The organism is Streptomyces sp. NPDC015220, assembly GCF_043079345.1.
In the GTDB taxonomy this organism is placed as follows: Bacteria; Actinomycetota; Actinomycetes; order Streptomycetales; family Streptomycetaceae; genus Streptomyces.
This window is the reverse complement of the sequence record NZ_JBIBUK010000001.1, coordinates 119,094-133,352: the sequence shown is the minus strand read 5'-3', so window position 1 is coordinate 133,352 and position 14,259 is coordinate 119,094. Positions and strand designations below refer to the sequence as shown.

Here is a 14,259-nt window from a genome sequence, read left to right as displayed (position 1 = left end):
ATGCCATGGCGTGGCCCTAGCTATCCCGGGGAGATCCCAACCCTCGGTTACCAGATCCTCGGCTGGATCGCCGAGCACCTGATTGTTCCCGACGGTCCCGCGGCCGGCGAGCCGCTGGAGTTTACGGACGAGCAGGCGATGTTCGTGCTCCAGCTCTACGCCATCGACCCCCACTTTGAGGGGCCAGCCGTCGGAGGGCGCGCGCTGCGTAATGGGCGCCGGATCCGGCGTGCGGTGCTGTCCAGGCCGAAGGGCTGGGGGAAGTCGCCGCTGGTTGCGGCACTGTGCTTGGCCGAGGCGCTGGCGGACGTCGTTCCGGATGGATGGGACGCGGAGGGGGAGCCGGTAGGGCGGCCGTGGACCTCTCTGGGCTTCAAGGCGAAGGTGCAGATCGTCGCAGTGTCGGAGGACCAGACGGCGAATACCTGGGACCCCCTGCTGGAGATGGCGCGGGGCGGCCCTGTCTTGGACGCCTACGACATCGAGCCGATGGAGACCTTCGTCAACGTCCCCCGCGGACGTGTCGAGTTCGTGACCAGTTCGGGCACCAGCCGTGAGGGATTCCGTCCCGTGTTCTCGGCGATGGACCAGACGGAGTCGTGGACCCCGTCCAATGGCGGTCGTAAGCTCGCGGCAACCATCCGCCGCAACCTCGGCAAGGTGAACGGCTGCTCTGTGGAGACGCCGAACGCCTTCATCCCGGGCGATGGGTCGGTAGCCGAGCGGTCGTTTGAGGCGTGGACGAAGCAGCAGGAAGGCAAGCTGAAGCTGGACGAGGGCTTGCTATTCGATCACCGCGAGGCCCCTGCGGAGACGGACCCGGCGAACGAGCGGTCGCTGATGAACGGCTTGGCGGTCGCCTACGGTGACTCGGCGGACAGGAACGGCGGCTGGGTAAACCTGCGCCGCCTACTGGCCGAGTACTGGGACCCGGACACGGACCCCCAGGACGCTCGTCGGTACTACCTCAACCAGGTCACGCATGCCACAGATGGATGGATCAGCCAGCCGGAATGGGCCAGCGTTGCAGCGGTCGAGAAGGTGATCGCGGATCAGGATGAAGTGGTTCTCGGGTTCGACGGATCTCGCCGCCGCAACCGTGGCGTGACGGACGCGACTGCACTGGTCGGTTGCCGGGTGTCGGACGGGCACCTGTTCCTGCTGGGCTGCTGGGAGCAGCCGGAGGGGCCGTTCGGCCAGGACTGGCAGGTGCCCACGGTCGAGGTGCTAGCCGCAGTCGAGGACGCGTTCAGGGACTACCGGGTGGTCGGGATGTACGCGGACCCTGCGAAGTGGGAATCGCACATCGCGGCTTGGGAAGCAAAGTTCGGGCGCCGGCTGAAGGTGAAGGCGTCGACGAACCATCCGATCGAGTGGTGGATGACCGGCGGCCGGGCAGTGCAGATCGTGCGCGCCCTGGAGAAGTTCAGGTCGAGCGTGGCGGACGGCGAGTTGTCACACGATGGGTCGAGCGTTCTCACGCGGCACATCCTCAACGCGCGGCGCCGCGAGTCCCGTAGCGGCATACAGATCATGAAGGAGCATCCAGACAGCCCGCGGAAGATCGACGCGGCGATCGCCGCTGTTCTTGCTTGGCAGTGCCGCGTGGATGCGATGGCTAAGGGGCTCGGCCGCAAGAAGGCCGGCAAGTCGGGACGGGTGGTGGTGTTGCGGTGACCGTCTCCATCCCCGAGTTGCCTCTGCTGACGCTGTCGGATGATGAGCTGGCGTTGGTGCAGGCGCTGCGGCAGGACTTGCTGTCGGACCGGTACAACCTGGCGTTGCGGGACGCGTACTTCAACGGCGAGCAACTGGTTCGGGATCTCGGCATCAGCATCCCGCCGCAACTTCGAGGCCTGCACACGGTGATCGGCTGGCCGCGGATCGGTGTGGAGGCCCTGGAGCAGCGCCTCGACTTGGAGGCGTTCCGGTGGGCGGACGGTTCGGACGCCGCCGAGCTGTCGGAGATCGCCGACGCGAACGACCTCTTTGACGAGGCCTCGCTCGCGCATCTGGACGCGCTCACTTACGGCCGTGAGTACCTGGCGGTCGGCTCTGCCGACGGGGACGATGCTCCGCCGCTCATAACGGTGGAGTCGCCGCTGGACATGACCCTCCAGTGGGATGCCCGGCTGCGGATGGGTACGGCCGCCTTGCGGGAGTGCCAGCCGGACTGGCTGGGCGGCAGCACGGACGACAAGATGATCGTGTTGTATCTGCCGGATCAGACGGTGTACGCGGTGCCCAACGAGCAGGGCACAGGCTGGGTGGTCGTCGACCGGGACATCCACAACCTTGGTGTGGTGCCGGTGATCAGGATGGCGAACCGGCAGCGCACCGCGGATCGCGTGGGTCGGAGCGAGATCACCCCGGAGGTCATGTCCATCACGGACGCGGCGTGCCGGCGGTTGATGGGCATGGAGGTTGCCGCGGAGTTCTTCGGGGCGCCGCAGCGGTACATCCTGGGGGCGTCGGAGTCGGCGTTTCAGGACGCTGAGGGCAACGCGAAGTCGGCGTGGGAGACGTACATCGGTCGGGTCCTGGCGTTGGAGCGGGACGAGGACGGCCAGGTGCCGGCGGTGGGCCAGTTCGCGGCGCACGACCCGACGGCGATGACGCGGATCATCGACCTGTACGCCAGGATCATGGCGACGCAGTTGGGGCTGCCGCCGCACATGCTGGGCTACACCAGCGACAACCCGGCCTCCGCGGACGCGATCCGTTCGAGCGAGGCCATGCTGGTGAAGAAGGCCGAGCGGCGCATCAGGCGGTTCGGGGCGTCGTGGCGTGAGGCGATGCGGCTGGCTCTGTGGGTGCGCCACGGTGAGGCGCCGGACAAGACGCGGCGGATCGAGACGGTGTGGCGGAACCCTGCGACGCCGACCTTGGCAGCTCAGGTCGACGCGGTCACCAAGCTGGTCACGACCGGGATCCTTCCCGCTGACTCTGACGTTGCGCTGGAGATGGCGGGGTTGACGGAGGAGCAGCGGCAGCGTGTTGCTGCAGACCGTCGGCGTTCGAGTGCTGCCGCGACTGGCGGCGGTCTCCTGGACCGCCTCGCCGCACTGAACGAGCGGCCGGCCGGGAACCTGCCGGCCGCGGCGGAGGTGTCGGGTGGCGGCGACGGTCTCGGATAGTGGGGAGTCGGCTCGTCGCTTCCGGTCTGCTCAGCTCGGGTTGACTCGTCTGCTGGTGCGGGATGTTCGCGGTCTGCGTCGTTTGATCATTCCGTCTCGGTTGCAGTCGTCGGTGCCGGATTGGCTGGCGGCGATGAACGCGGTGGTGGAGCAGTACGCGCGGACGTCGTCGGCGTTGGCGGCCGAGTTCTACGACGGGCAGCGGGACGCGGCTGGCGTGCCGGGCGTGTTCACGGTGCCGGTCGCTGATCCTCCTCCGCCGGAGCAGACGGAGGCGTCGCTGCGGTGGGCGACGAAGGACTTGTGGCCGCGCGATCCGGAGGATGACCGGACTACGGAGGCGCAGCGACAGCCGGTGGATGTGCGGCTGGCGCAGGCGGAGAAGAAGGCCGAGCAGGTGGCGCAGAAGCTGGTCACCGACACGGGCCGCGGCACTGTCCAAGAGGCGGTGCGGCGGGACCGACAGGCGGTGGCTTGGGCACGCGCAGCAGCCCTCGGCTCCTGCGCTTTCTGCCGCTTGCTCGCCACCCGCGGGGCCGTCTACAAGCAGGACACGGTCGACTTCCGGGCTCATGACGGCTGCCACTGCGGTGTGATCCCGATCTTCCGGGGGCAGCGGTTCGAGCTGTCCTCGCATGCGAAGGAGTGGGAGCGGCTGTACCAGGAGTATGCCGCCGGCCACTCCGGTGACCAATTGCGCCTGTTCCGTCGGGCGCTCGCCGAGCACGACAGCAATCCGCTGCCCGGCGCTCACTGATCCCTGGCTGCCCTGGTGGTGGCCGTTCCCGTTTTCGAGCCCCTGGAGGGCTGTTTCGTCATGCCTGAAGAGACAACAGAGTCCAGCACCGAGCAGTCCGGTTCCGAGGCCGAGCAGACCGTCGACGAGTCGACGGCGAGCGAGGCCGGAGCGGGTGGCACCAGCGAGGTCGAGGGCGCCCAGGAGGCGGCCGACGGCAAGCGCGAGGAGCCGTTCGACCGGAAGCAGGCCGAGGCGAAGATCCGGAAGGCGAACAACGAGGCTGCGAACCTCCGCAAGCGTCTGAAGGAGCTGGAGCCGAAGGCGGCCGAACTGCAGCGCATCAAGGAATCCGAGATGTCGGAGTCCGAGCGCCTGAACGCGCAGCTCACCGCCGCGAACGAGCAGATCACGCGGACGCGTCAGAAGCTGGTGCGCACGCAGGTGCAGGCACTGGCCGGGCTCTCGTTCGCGGACCCGGAGGACGCGGTCGGCGCGCTGGATCTCGACTCGTACATCGACTCCGACGGCGACATCGACGAGGCGGCCATCAAGGCAGACCTCGACGCGCTCCTCGAGCGCAAGCCGCACTGGGCAAAGCCTGCCCCGCCCCAGGAGGGCCCGCGGCGTCCCGCACCGGACCGCACTCAGGCGTCCGGCGCAAACAAGCAACGGACCCTCAACCCCGCGGACGAGTTCGAGGGGTTCATGAACTCGCGGCTCTTGCGCCGCTGAAAGAGGTAGACCATGGCCACGGCCGCTCTCAAGCTGTCCGACGTCAACGACGCACTACTGCCCCGCACTCTGGCGGGGCCCATCTTCGAGAAGTCTGTCGAGACCAGCGCAGTCATGCAGCTGGCCCGACCGGCGCCGCTGGCGCTGGACGCGACGACCAGCGTGCCGATCCCGATGGACGTGCCGCAGGCGGACTGGGTCGGGCAGGCGGCACGCAAGCCGCTGTCGTCCGGCGGCGTCGGCGTCAAGCAGATGCAGGCGAAGAAGGTTGCCGTCCTCATCCCGGTCGCAGAAGAGGTTGTCACGACCAATGCGGGCGGTCTGTGGACGCAGCTTCAGCGCGATCTCCCGACCGCGTTCGCCCGCGCGTTCGACCACGCCGCGATCCACGGCAAGACGATGAAGGGTGCCACTGGCCCCTTCCAGGACTACCTGGCAGCGACGACGAACAGCATCGCGCTGGGCAGCGCGCCGAGGGATGAGGGCGGCATCTGGGCCGACTTCGTCGACGGCATGGAGTTGGTCGTCGATGGCGACTGGGACTACACCGGCACCGTGGCCGACCACCGACTGAAGCCGCAACTGCTGCGGGCGACCGATGCCAACGGTCAGCCGATCCTCGTCGATACGCAGACCCCGGGCACGAACATGGCAGCGGCCGGCACCCTGATCGGCGAGCCGCTTGCCTACTCACGGTCGGTGTCGGGCAAGCAGCGGCGCCAGTCCACCTCGGTGGACACGGGCCTGCGGGCGATCGGCGGTGACTGGTCGCAGGCGGCTTACGGGATCGGCATGGACATCACTGTGCGGATCTCGAAGGAGGCCACTTACGTGGACGAGGACGGTGGCGTCCACTCGGCGTTCCAGGAGAACCTGGTGCTGCTGCTGGCGGAGGCCTACTACGGCTTCGTCCTCGGCGACGAGCAGGCGTTCGTGAAGTACACCAACGCTCCCTCGGGGTCCTGAGGTGGCCGCGGTCCCGGCTTCCGCGCCGGGCGGGACCGCGCGCCCGCTGCGGGTGGTGGTGCGTGCGCATGCGATGCCGCCGGAGCACAACGCGGGCGCCGAGCACATGCTCGTCAGCATGCTGCGTCCGCTGGTGGAGCGCGGGCATGACGTGTCGGTGTGGCTGTCCCGCTACAGCAAAGCCCACCAGGTGTACGACTACCGGGACATCCGGGTGGTGCCTCTGGAGGCTCGTCTGGACTGGCCTACGGCCGCCCGGAAGGCGGATCTGCTGGTGGCGCATCTGGAGACGGTCCCGTCGACGGCGAGCCTGGCCCGCGGGTACGGTCGGCCGCTGGTGGTGCTCTGCCACAACACGCACAGGCCAACGTTCCGTGACATGGCGTCGGGCGGGACGGCGCTGGCGGTCTACAACTCGCGCTGGATGGAGCGGGAGGCGGAGCTGTTCTTCGCCGAGTACCCGCAGGCGATCCGCCCGACGGGCAGCATCATCGTGCGCCCGCCGGTGGTCGCCGACGAGTACGCGACGCGCCCCGGGAAGGCGATCACGCTGGTCAACTGCAATCCGGAGAAGGGCGGCAAGGTACTCAAGGCCTTGGCCGAACGCATGCCGGATCAGCAGTTCCTCGCCGTCAAGGGCGCCTACGGGGAGCAGATCCTGCCGGATCTGCCGAACGTTGAGGTCGTCGACCACGTCGACGGCTCGGACATGCGGGACCGCGTGTATGCCCGCACGCGGGTGCTGCTCATGCCGTCGTCCTACGAGTCGTGGGGCCGCGCCGGCGTGGAGGCGCTCACTTCGGGAATCCCGGTGGTCGCCCATCCGACGCCGGGTCTGTGCGAGTCGCTCGGCGAGGCCGGCGTCTTCGTCGACCGCAGCGATGTCGACGGCTACGAGGCGGTGCTGCGGAAGCTCATGCAGCCGTCGGAGTACCGGCTGGCGTCGAAGCGAGCCAAAACACGGAGTGCTGAGCTGGATCCGTCGGCGGATCTGGCGGCGTGGTGCAGTGCAGTCGAGGCCCTGCGAGCGTAGGAGGCTGCCGTGGCATTCACCCCTCCGACGGCCGAGCAGCTGGGCCTGTATCTGGGGCTCGGGGAGATCGACGGGGCCCGGGCGGATCTCCTGATCCAGACGGCGATCCAACTGTGCCAGACCATCGTCAAGCCGCTGCCAGAGGGTGCGGAAGCCGTGGTGCTGAGCGTCTCGGGCCGGGCCTACGTGAATCCGCAGCAGGTGTCTTACGAGACGATCGGCCCGATGTCGGTGCAGCGGCCTCAGGGCTCTGGCGGCCTGTACCTGACGAAGGCCGACAGGACCGCCCTCAAGAGCCTGGCCGGCCGCGGGGGTGCGTTCACTGTAGACCCGACGCCGCTGGAGGCGTCCCCGTCGCCGACGTACCCGTATGACGAGGACGGAGCCGAGTTCACGGACTTCGAACCGGGCTGGGGGTACTACTGATGCCCTTCCCGTTCCCGTTCGGGGAGACGGTGCGGATCCTGCGTACCGGCCCGTCGCCGGGCCGGGATCCTCGCGGTCAGCCGCTGCCCGGCCCGGACGAGTCCTTCGACCTGGAGGGCTGTGTGGTCACGCCGCGCGCGGAGAGCCCGCAGGTGGGCGGGTCGGAGCAGCAGGGCCGGGACACGGTCATCGTCGGCTGGACCGTGTACGCGCCGCCTGGGCATCCACGGATGCCGCTCCGCACCACCGACCGCGCGGTGGTGCGAGGCGTCACGTGCGACATCACGGGCGAGCCCGGCGACTGGGGGCGTTCCCCGTTCACCGGGGCCCGCGGGCCGATCCAGTTCGCGGCGGACCGAGTGACCGGCTAGCCGCGCGCCTGCTCGATAGCAGCGACGAGCTTCTCCGCGGCGTCGTTCGACTTGCGGGGGATGGACAGGCTGTGCGGGTCCGAGTACGGCGGCCTGCCACCCTGCATCACTCCGGATTGTTCGCCTGCCGCGATGCTGCCAGGCACAAGGAACTGTACGTAGCCGTGCATCAGCCGGCTGCCGGGCTTGAACCGGGTGCCGGTGATGTCCGCGGCCCGCAGCCGCACGGGTGCCGGCCGAGACCCGGCACGCGTTTTGGTGATGGTGACCCAGGTTCCGTCGAAGCTGATGCTGCCGAGTACGCCCTGAACGTCCATGTCCGCCCCCTGTGGCTTGAGTTAGTGGAGGGGCTATGGCAGCACGGTTCAAGATGAAGCGCAAAGGCGTCGGCGACATGCTGCGGATGCCGGGTATGCAGGCGGAGATGCTGCGCCGCGCGGAGGTCATCAAGGGCATCGCGATCGCCTTGTCTCCGGTGGACGAGCAGGGCCCGCACCCGGGCCACTACAAGGACTCCTGGGAGACGGACAGCACTAACCGGGGTGGCCGTCGCCGGGATCGTGCGGTCGCGGTTGTCCGGAACACGGCCTACTACGCGCGCTGGGTGGAGTACGGGAACGGGGAGCCGTCCGGGCCGGCACATCACGTGTTGCTGCGGGCTGCGGCGATGGGCGGTCGGAACCAGTGACCGCGCTCATCGACATCGAGCTGGAGCTCATCACGCGGGCCACGGCCCGGTTCCCGGCCGCGGTGGTGCGGGACGAGCTCGACAACCGCCTCCTCGAGGAACTGCCGACGATCCAGATCCAGCAGGTCCCGGCGGGCTCTGAGGACGGCGTCCGGCTGGCCCGGATGCTCGTCGACATCGACGTGTACGCGCCCAAGCGCGCGGACGCGATCACCCTGGCCCGCGAGGTCCATGACTGGGTGACGCGCGAACTGCGGGGGAGTACCAGCAGTACTGCGGTCATCGGCCGCACGGGAGCTATCACCCTGCCTGCTGTGCGTCCCTACGAGAACACTGCGCTCCGTCGTGTCGGGGCGACCTACGAGATCTACTGTCACCCGGTCTCCTGACCGGCTGGGCCCGCGCCGGACCCTGTATCCGACCCCGCCGCCGTGCGGGGTTTTCGCATGTCTGGAGACCCCATCATGGTCAACATCACTCGCGCGGCGGACCTGACCGTCATCGGCGCCAACGGCGGGGGCTGGGTGTCGGCGACCGGCACCACGGCACCGACGTCGCCGCTCGACCAGCCCGTCGCCCCGTGGAAGCCGCTCGGCGCGGTGAGCGACGACGGCCTCGTGTACGGCTTCGACGAGGACTCGCAGGAGTTCACGCCGTGGGGCCAGACCAGCCCGTTCCGGACGGTCGTCACCAAGTCGGTGCGCACGTTCAAAATGACGCTCTGGGAGACCGCGAGGATCAGCGTCCAGTCGATCATGTACCGGATCCCGGAGGGCGACCTCGCCCCCGACAGCGAGTCCGGCCTCACCTCGTTCGCGGAGACCGCCAGCCCCTCGGCCGACCGCCGCGCCTGGTGGTTCGTCGTCCTCGACGGCGAGACCGCCCGCGGCTTCTACGTCCCCCAGGGCGAGGTCAGCGACCGCTCGGACGTCACGTTCAAGCAGGACGAAATGAGCGGCTACGAGATCACCATCACCGCCTACCCGGACGAGGCCGGCAACACGGTCTATCACACGGACAAGCTGCCGACCACGCCCGCGTACAGCGCTTCCTGAGCTGGTGGACGGGCCGCCACCCTGGCGCGGGCCCGGCCCGTCCACCTTCACCCCCTTGCCCGCGCCCTGAATAGAGGAGGCCCGCGCCGTGGCCAACACGCGTACCACCACCAGCAGGAAGCCGCGCACCGCTGCCCGTGCCGCATCCCGCCCGTCCACTCGACCGGCCGTCGAGCCCGAGGTCGACGAGCCGGAGGTGTCTGCCGTCGAGGCGCAGGAGATCGAGGGCGAGGGTCACTACATCACCGCAGACCTCTGCGGTGAGGAAGTGCAGGTCGTGCCGCCGACCGCGTGGCGGGCATCGTGGCAGCGGCTCCTGAACCAGGGGCAGATCGACGCCTTCGCCGAGAAGGTCCTGCACCCGGACGACTTCGCGCTGTACCTGGAGCTCGATCCCACGATGGCGGAGTGGTTCCAGTTCACCGAGGGAGCGGCGCAGCGGGCCGGTGAGAGCCTGGGAAACTCGCGTGGACCCGCCAAGTCGTCTCGAAGCACGCGGAGGCGGTAGAGGCCGACCTGCTCCGCTACTACAACGGCGTCGACCTGCTGGATGTGCACCGCGGGCGGATGTCGTGGCGGCGGCTGAGGGTCCTCATTCAGCACCTGCCGTCCGAATCGGCGACGTGGACCGCCCTTCGCAATGGGATGTCGGAGGAGGAGCTGGCCGAGCAGGCGGAGAAGGCGGAGCCGGAGAAGGGCCGCTGGTCGCATGTGGAGCAGCTTCTCGCGATGGTCGTCGACCGCATCGCGATGCTGGAGCACGTCTATGTGTCTGCGCACGTAGCGAGCAAGGCGAAGCAGCCGGCACCTCCAGAGCCTGTTCGTCGGCCGATGGCCAAGAAAGCCCGGCCGAAGGCGAAGCTCAACGAGAGCAGCGCGAACTTCCTGTTCCAGTTGATCAACGGGGGCGCCGGATAGGGCGCTGGGAGGAGGCTCCTGGTGCCTGCCATCAGTGTCGGCTCGGTAGAGGTCGATGTCGTACCCAACGCTCAGGGTGTCCGGCAGCGGCTGCAGAACCAGCTCGTCCCGGCCGCCAACGAGGTAGGCGACGAGGTCGGTCGGATCATCGGCCGCTACCTGACGTCTCACGTCGCCTCGTCGATCCGGGACGGGCTGCAGCGCGGTGCCCGTACTGCCCAGCCGGCGGCGGTCCGTGGCGGCGAGGAGACGGGTGGCGCGTTCGCCCGGTCACTGAAGGCGCGTCTTGAGGCCGCGTTCCGGTCCCTGCCGAAGGCGGACATCCGCCTGTCGGACACCGGGGTGGACGCTGACCTAGCCCGGCTACGGGCCCGCATGGAAACGCTGTCGAACAAGCGGATCGGCGTCGACATCGATGCGGCACGTGCCCTGGCCGAGGTCACGGACATTGAGGCGCGGCTGAAGAGGCTGGGTGCCGAGCACCCTAACGTGCAGGTACGGGTGGATACCGCGGCGGCTTTGGCGCAGCTTGCCGCTGTGCGCGCTGTGGTCGATGCCGTGGACGGCAAGAGCATCGACATCAGCACTCAGCAAGCAGTCGGCGGTTTCTCTGCTCTGACGACAGCGGCGCTGGCTTTTGGCCCTGCCATAATCCCGGCTCTGCCGGTAGTGGCCGCTGGTCTCGGTGCGATTGCCGCGGCTGCGACGGCTGCCGCTGCGGGCATCGGCGGCATTGCACTGGTGGCGGTGCCGGCTTTTAAGCAGATCGGCACCGTGCTGCAGGCGCAGAAGGCGGCGCAGGATGCGGCGACGACTTCCACTCTTCGGGGTGGGCAGGCGTCGTCGCAGTCGGCGCAGCGCGCGCTGCAGCAGGCGTCTGCTGCGCAGTCTCTGGCGACGGCGCAGCGGAATGCTGCCCGGCAGATCTCTGACGCCGAGCGCGGGGTGACGGACGCGGAACGGCAGGCGGCGCAGGCGAACGCGCAGGCCGCGCAGCAGGTCAAGCAGGCGAAGCAGTCGCTGGCGGACGCCTACCAGCAGGCCGCGGACCGTATGGAGCAGGCGACCCGACAGGTCACGTCCGCCGAGCGGGATCTCGCGGCAGCGCAGAAGACTGCGCAGCAGGCCCAGGTCGACCTGACGCAGGCCAGGAAGGATGCCGCGCAGCAGCTGGAAGACCTGAACAACAGGCTCACCGACTCGCAGCTGTCGCAGCGGGACGCGGAGATCGCGCTCGAGGAGGCGACGAAGCAGCGCGACGCGGTCCTGAAGAACGCGAACGCCACCGAGCTGGACAAGCAGAAAGCGCTGCTGGCCTACGACCAGGCGGTGCAGCGGCTCAAGGAACAGACCACCGAGACAACCCGGCTCAAGGACGAGACGGACGCAGCGAACAAGGCCGGCGTCGACGGGTCGAAGACCGTCAAGGACGCCCAGGACCGGGTCTCCCAGGCTCAGCAGGACGTCACCGACAAGACACAGGCACTGAAGGACGCCCAGGCTGCCGCCGCGAAGACACAGATCCAGAACACGCGGGCTATCGCGGACGCGCAGCAGAAGCTCTCTGCGGCGCAGGCCAACGTCGCGGAGACGCAGCGTGCCGGCGCTGAGGCGGTCGCGGTCGCTCAGGAGCGTCTCGCCACTGCGCAGCAGTCCGCTGCGGATTCCATCGCGTCTGCTCAGCGTCAGATTGCCTCCGCGTCGCTGTCGGCGGCCGGGGGCGTTGATCAGGCTGCCATCGCGCAGGCCAAGTATCAGGAGGCGCTGGCGAAGCTCACGCCGAGCGCGCGGGGCACGCTGAACGCGTTCGTGAGCCTGAAGGACGCCTTCAGCGCGTGGTCACGCAGCCTCCAGCCGGCGGTCATGCCGATCTTCACGCGCGCTTTGGACGGGATGCGGAGAGCTCTGCCTGGACTGACGCCGCTCGTGCTGGCTGCTGCCAGCGCCGTCAAGGGGCTCCAGGACCGCTTCGCACAGCAGATCAAGTCGCCGTTCTGGCAGGGATTCAGGCGAGATTTGCAGGCCGGTGTGGTCCCTGCGATCACTGGTCTCGGTGTCGCCTTCGGGAACGTCATGACCGGCATGGCAGGCATCATCAACGCCTTCTTGCCGCACATGGACGGCATCTCGACCCGGATGCAGACGATCACGCAGCGGTTCGCGACCTGGGGCAAGAACCTAAAGGGCAGTCCTGAGTTCGAGCACTTCCTGTCCTACGCTTCGCAGCAGGCCCCGATCTTGGGGCAGATGTTCGGTCAACTCTTCGGAGCAGTCTTCAAGCTGGGGCTGGCGCTGGCGCCGATGGCGGGGACCGCCACCTCGTTCATCACGGCGATTGCGGGCGTGATCAATGCCCTGCCGGTCGGCGTACTCACCACGGTGGGCGTCGCGTTCGCATCGATCGCGATCGGCTCGAAGCTGGCTGCGCTCGCCTTGGGCGCTTGGCGGATTGCAGTGCAGCTCGCGGCGGTGGTCACGAACATCTTCACCGGTGAGCAGTGGGCGCTGAACACTGCGATGGAGGCCAACCCGATCGGCTTCATCGTGACCGCGATCATGGCCTTGGTCGTGGCGGTGATCTACGCCTATCAGCACTTCGACTGGTTCCGTACCGCAGTGCAAGTGGCTTGGTCTGGCATCAAGACGGCTGCGGTCGCCGTCTACAACTGGTTCAAGGGCCCCTTCGTCGACTTCTTCGCGAAGACGCTACCGGGCGCTGTCAGCGACGCCTGGGGCAAGATCAAAGCCTGGGTGATCTACCCGATCGGGGACTTCTTCACGAAGACCATCCCAGGTTGGGGCGACACGCTGCGGCGGCGGATCGTCGACGCGTTCGACACTGCCCGCTCGGGCGTGTCGACCGCCTGGTCGAACATCAAGACCTGGGTGATCTACCCGATCCGGGACTTCTTCACCAAGACGATTCCCGGCTGGGGGACCACACTCGCCGACAAGATCGTCGGCGCGTTCGACAATGCCCGCGCTGGCATCAAGACCGCCTGGGACAAGATCAAGGACATTGCGAAGGCCCCGGTCAAGTTCATCGTGGACACTGTCTACAACGAGGGAATCCGAAAAGTCTGGAATCTTGTAACCGACGCGTTCGGTGGCAAGCATCTGGACCCGATGACCTTCGCGACGGGCGGCATCTTGCCTGGCTACACGCCGGGCCGTGACGTGCATCTGGCGGCCCTGTCCGGCGGTGAGGCGATCATGCGGCCGGAGTGGACCCGCGCGGTCGGCGCCGGCTACGTCCACAGCATGAACGCGGCGGCCCGGGCGGGTGGCGTGACGGGAGTGCAGCGCGCCCTCGGCCTGCCGGGGTTCAAGGACGGCGGGATCTTCGACGGCATCGGCGACGTCCTGTCGGGAGCCTGGGACAAGGTCAAGAAGGGGGCATCCTGGCTGAAGGACAGCTTCAGTGGGGCTCTCAAGGCTGGTGTGACGCACGTCGTCAACCCACTCATCGAGAAGATCCCCGGTGGGAGTATCGGCTTCGTCGGCCTCCTGAAAGACCTGATGAAGGGCGCGGTAGCCCGGCTCGTCGGCGCGGGCACGAAGGGCGACGAGAAGGCTTCGCCGAACGTCGACTACAAGCCGGGCGCTGGCGTCGCGCAGTGGCGGCCTGTCGTCCTGCAATCCCTCAGGGAGGTGGGGCAGCCGTCCAGCCTTGCCGGGTCGACGTTGCGTCGTATGAACCAGGAGTCGGGTGGCAATCCGACGATCGTCAACAAGTGGGACTCCAACTGGCAGCGCGGCACACCGTCCGTGGGCCTCATGCAGGTCATCGGGCCGACGTTCCGCTCCTACGCGGGGAAGTACCTGAGGCGGGGCCCGTTCTCCTACGGCGTCTCCGTCGACCCGCTCGCCAACGTGTACTCGTCGATGCGGTACGCGCTCGGCGCCTACGGCAGCCTGTCGCGGGCGTATGACCGGCCGGGTGGCTACGACTCCGGCGGCTGGATGCCCCCCGGCATGAACCTCATGTACAACGGGCTCGGCCAGCCGGAGGCGGTGCTGACGCCGGGCCAGTGGAGCGCGATCCACGGTGCCGCCACCCGCGGCGGTGACGGCGCCCAGCAGCCGCTCATCGTCGAACTGCACGCCAAGGAAGGCGCGCTCGGCGACTTCATTGACGTCCGCGTCCAGAACCACCAGCAGAAGCTCATCCAGGTCATCAACGCCAGCTGAGGA

At 68.2% G+C, this 14,259-nt stretch carries 15 protein-coding genes; 14 read left to right on the top strand and 1 reads right to left on the bottom strand.

Annotated features, from left to right (window positions below):
* Genes ACF061_RS00665 through ACF061_RS00630 form a run of 8 tightly spaced genes read left to right on the top strand, consistent with a single transcriptional unit; the run spans position 1 to position 7,404 of the window.
* Complete coding sequence (locus ACF061_RS00665; RefSeq protein ID WP_392264580.1) at positions 1 to 1,677, top strand: terminase TerL endonuclease subunit; 1,677 nt, start codon at positions 1 to 3, stop codon at positions 1,675 to 1,677.
* Positions 1,674 to 3,137, top strand: coding sequence for a phage portal protein (locus ACF061_RS00660; protein ID WP_392264579.1), 1,464 nt, complete (start codon positions 1,674 to 1,676; stop codon positions 3,135 to 3,137). Before ACF061_RS00665 ends, ACF061_RS00660 begins: the two co-directional genes overlap by 4 nt.
* A gap of 40 nt (positions 3,138 to 3,177) precedes the next feature.
* Positions 3,178 to 3,894, top strand: coding sequence for a hypothetical protein (locus tag ACF061_RS00655; protein WP_392264578.1), 717 nt, complete (start codon positions 3,178 to 3,180; stop codon positions 3,892 to 3,894).
* A gap of 60 nt (positions 3,895 to 3,954) precedes the next feature.
* Positions 3,955 to 4,608, top strand: a complete 654-nt coding sequence (locus ACF061_RS00650; RefSeq protein WP_392264577.1) for a hypothetical protein — start codon at positions 3,955 to 3,957, stop codon at positions 4,606 to 4,608.
* A gap of 12 nt (positions 4,609 to 4,620) precedes the next feature.
* Entirely contained in the window at positions 4,621 to 5,574 is a 954-nt protein-coding gene (locus ACF061_RS00645; protein ID WP_392264576.1) for a phage major capsid protein, read from the top strand.
* 1 nt (position 5,575) lies between these two features.
* A complete protein-coding gene (locus ACF061_RS00640) occupies positions 5,576 to 6,607 on the top strand; it encodes a glycosyltransferase family 4 protein (protein WP_392264575.1) in 1,032 nt (343 codons plus the stop codon).
* 9 nt (positions 6,608 to 6,616) lie between these two features.
* Entirely contained in the window at positions 6,617 to 7,033 is a 417-nt protein-coding gene (locus ACF061_RS00635; RefSeq protein WP_392264574.1) for a hypothetical protein, read from the top strand.
* Positions 7,033 to 7,404, top strand: coding sequence for a hypothetical protein (locus tag ACF061_RS00630; protein WP_392264573.1), 372 nt, complete (start codon positions 7,033 to 7,035; stop codon positions 7,402 to 7,404). Before ACF061_RS00635 ends, ACF061_RS00630 begins: the two co-directional genes overlap by 1 nt.
* Here ACF061_RS00630 and ACF061_RS00625 read toward each other — a convergent pair.
* Positions 7,401 to 7,721 carry a DUF4429 domain-containing protein gene (locus ACF061_RS00625; RefSeq protein WP_392264572.1) on the bottom strand — a complete coding sequence of 107 codons (321 nt, stop codon included), beginning with the start codon at positions 7,719 to 7,721 and terminating at the stop codon, positions 7,401 to 7,403. The genes ACF061_RS00630 and ACF061_RS00625 overlap by 4 nt on opposite strands.
* 35 nt (positions 7,722 to 7,756) lie before the next feature.
* On the opposite strand from ACF061_RS00625, the gene ACF061_RS00620 reads away from it, so the two are divergent.
* The 6 genes from ACF061_RS00620 to ACF061_RS00595 all read left to right on the top strand — a co-directional run bounded on the left by ACF061_RS00620 (position 7,757) and on the right by ACF061_RS00595 (position 14,256).
* Complete coding sequence (locus ACF061_RS00620) at positions 7,757 to 8,092, top strand: HK97 gp10 family phage protein (protein ID WP_392264571.1); 336 nt, start codon at positions 7,757 to 7,759, stop codon at positions 8,090 to 8,092.
* Positions 8,089 to 8,481 (top strand): hypothetical protein, encoded by a 393-nt coding sequence (locus tag ACF061_RS00615; protein WP_392264570.1) that lies wholly within the window; start codon positions 8,089 to 8,091, stop codon positions 8,479 to 8,481. The genes ACF061_RS00620 and ACF061_RS00615 overlap by 4 nt, the downstream gene beginning before the upstream one ends.
* 57 nt (positions 8,482 to 8,538) lie before the next feature.
* Entirely contained in the window at positions 8,539 to 9,147 is a 609-nt protein-coding gene (locus ACF061_RS00610; RefSeq protein WP_392264569.1) for a phage tail protein, read from the top strand.
* Between the two features lie 88 nt (positions 9,148 to 9,235).
* The gene (locus ACF061_RS00605) at positions 9,236 to 9,655 is read left to right on the top strand and encodes a hypothetical protein (RefSeq protein WP_392264568.1); all 420 of its coding nucleotides are present in this window, start codon (positions 9,236 to 9,238) and stop codon (positions 9,653 to 9,655) included.
* Positions 9,656 to 9,792: 137 nt separating this feature from the next.
* Entirely contained in the window at positions 9,793 to 10,065 is a 273-nt protein-coding gene (locus tag ACF061_RS00600) for a hypothetical protein (RefSeq protein ID WP_392264567.1), read from the top strand.
* A gap of 21 nt (positions 10,066 to 10,086) precedes the next feature.
* Positions 10,087 to 14,256, top strand: a complete 4,170-nt coding sequence (locus ACF061_RS00595; protein ID WP_392264566.1) for a hypothetical protein — start codon at positions 10,087 to 10,089, stop codon at positions 14,254 to 14,256.
* Positions 14,257 to 14,259 lie beyond the last annotated feature (3 nt).

Excerpts from the sequence above, each read along its gene's own strand:
- ACF061_RS00600 (WP_392264567.1), top strand. The coding sequence starts at position 9,793 with ATGTCGGAGGAGGAGCTGGCCGAGCAGGCGGAGAAGGCGGAGCCGGAG.
- ACF061_RS00665 (WP_392264580.1), top strand. The coding sequence starts at position 1 with ATGCCATGGCGTGGCCCTAGCTATCCCGGGGAGATCCCAACCCTCGGT.
- ACF061_RS00645 (WP_392264576.1), top strand. The coding sequence starts at position 4,621 with ATGGCCACGGCCGCTCTCAAGCTGTCCGACGTCAACGACGCACTACTG.
- ACF061_RS00650 (WP_392264577.1), top strand. The coding sequence starts at position 3,955 with ATGCCTGAAGAGACAACAGAGTCCAGCACCGAGCAGTCCGGTTCCGAG.
- ACF061_RS00630 (WP_392264573.1), top strand. The coding sequence starts at position 7,033 with ATGCCCTTCCCGTTCCCGTTCGGGGAGACGGTGCGGATCCTGCGTACC.
- ACF061_RS00620 (WP_392264571.1), top strand. The coding sequence starts at position 7,757 with ATGGCAGCACGGTTCAAGATGAAGCGCAAAGGCGTCGGCGACATGCTG.
- ACF061_RS00625 (WP_392264572.1), bottom strand. The coding sequence starts at position 7,721 with ATGGACGTTCAGGGCGTACTCGGCAGCATCAGCTTCGACGGAACCTGG.
- ACF061_RS00610 (WP_392264569.1), top strand. The coding sequence starts at position 8,539 with ATGTCTGGAGACCCCATCATGGTCAACATCACTCGCGCGGCGGACCTG.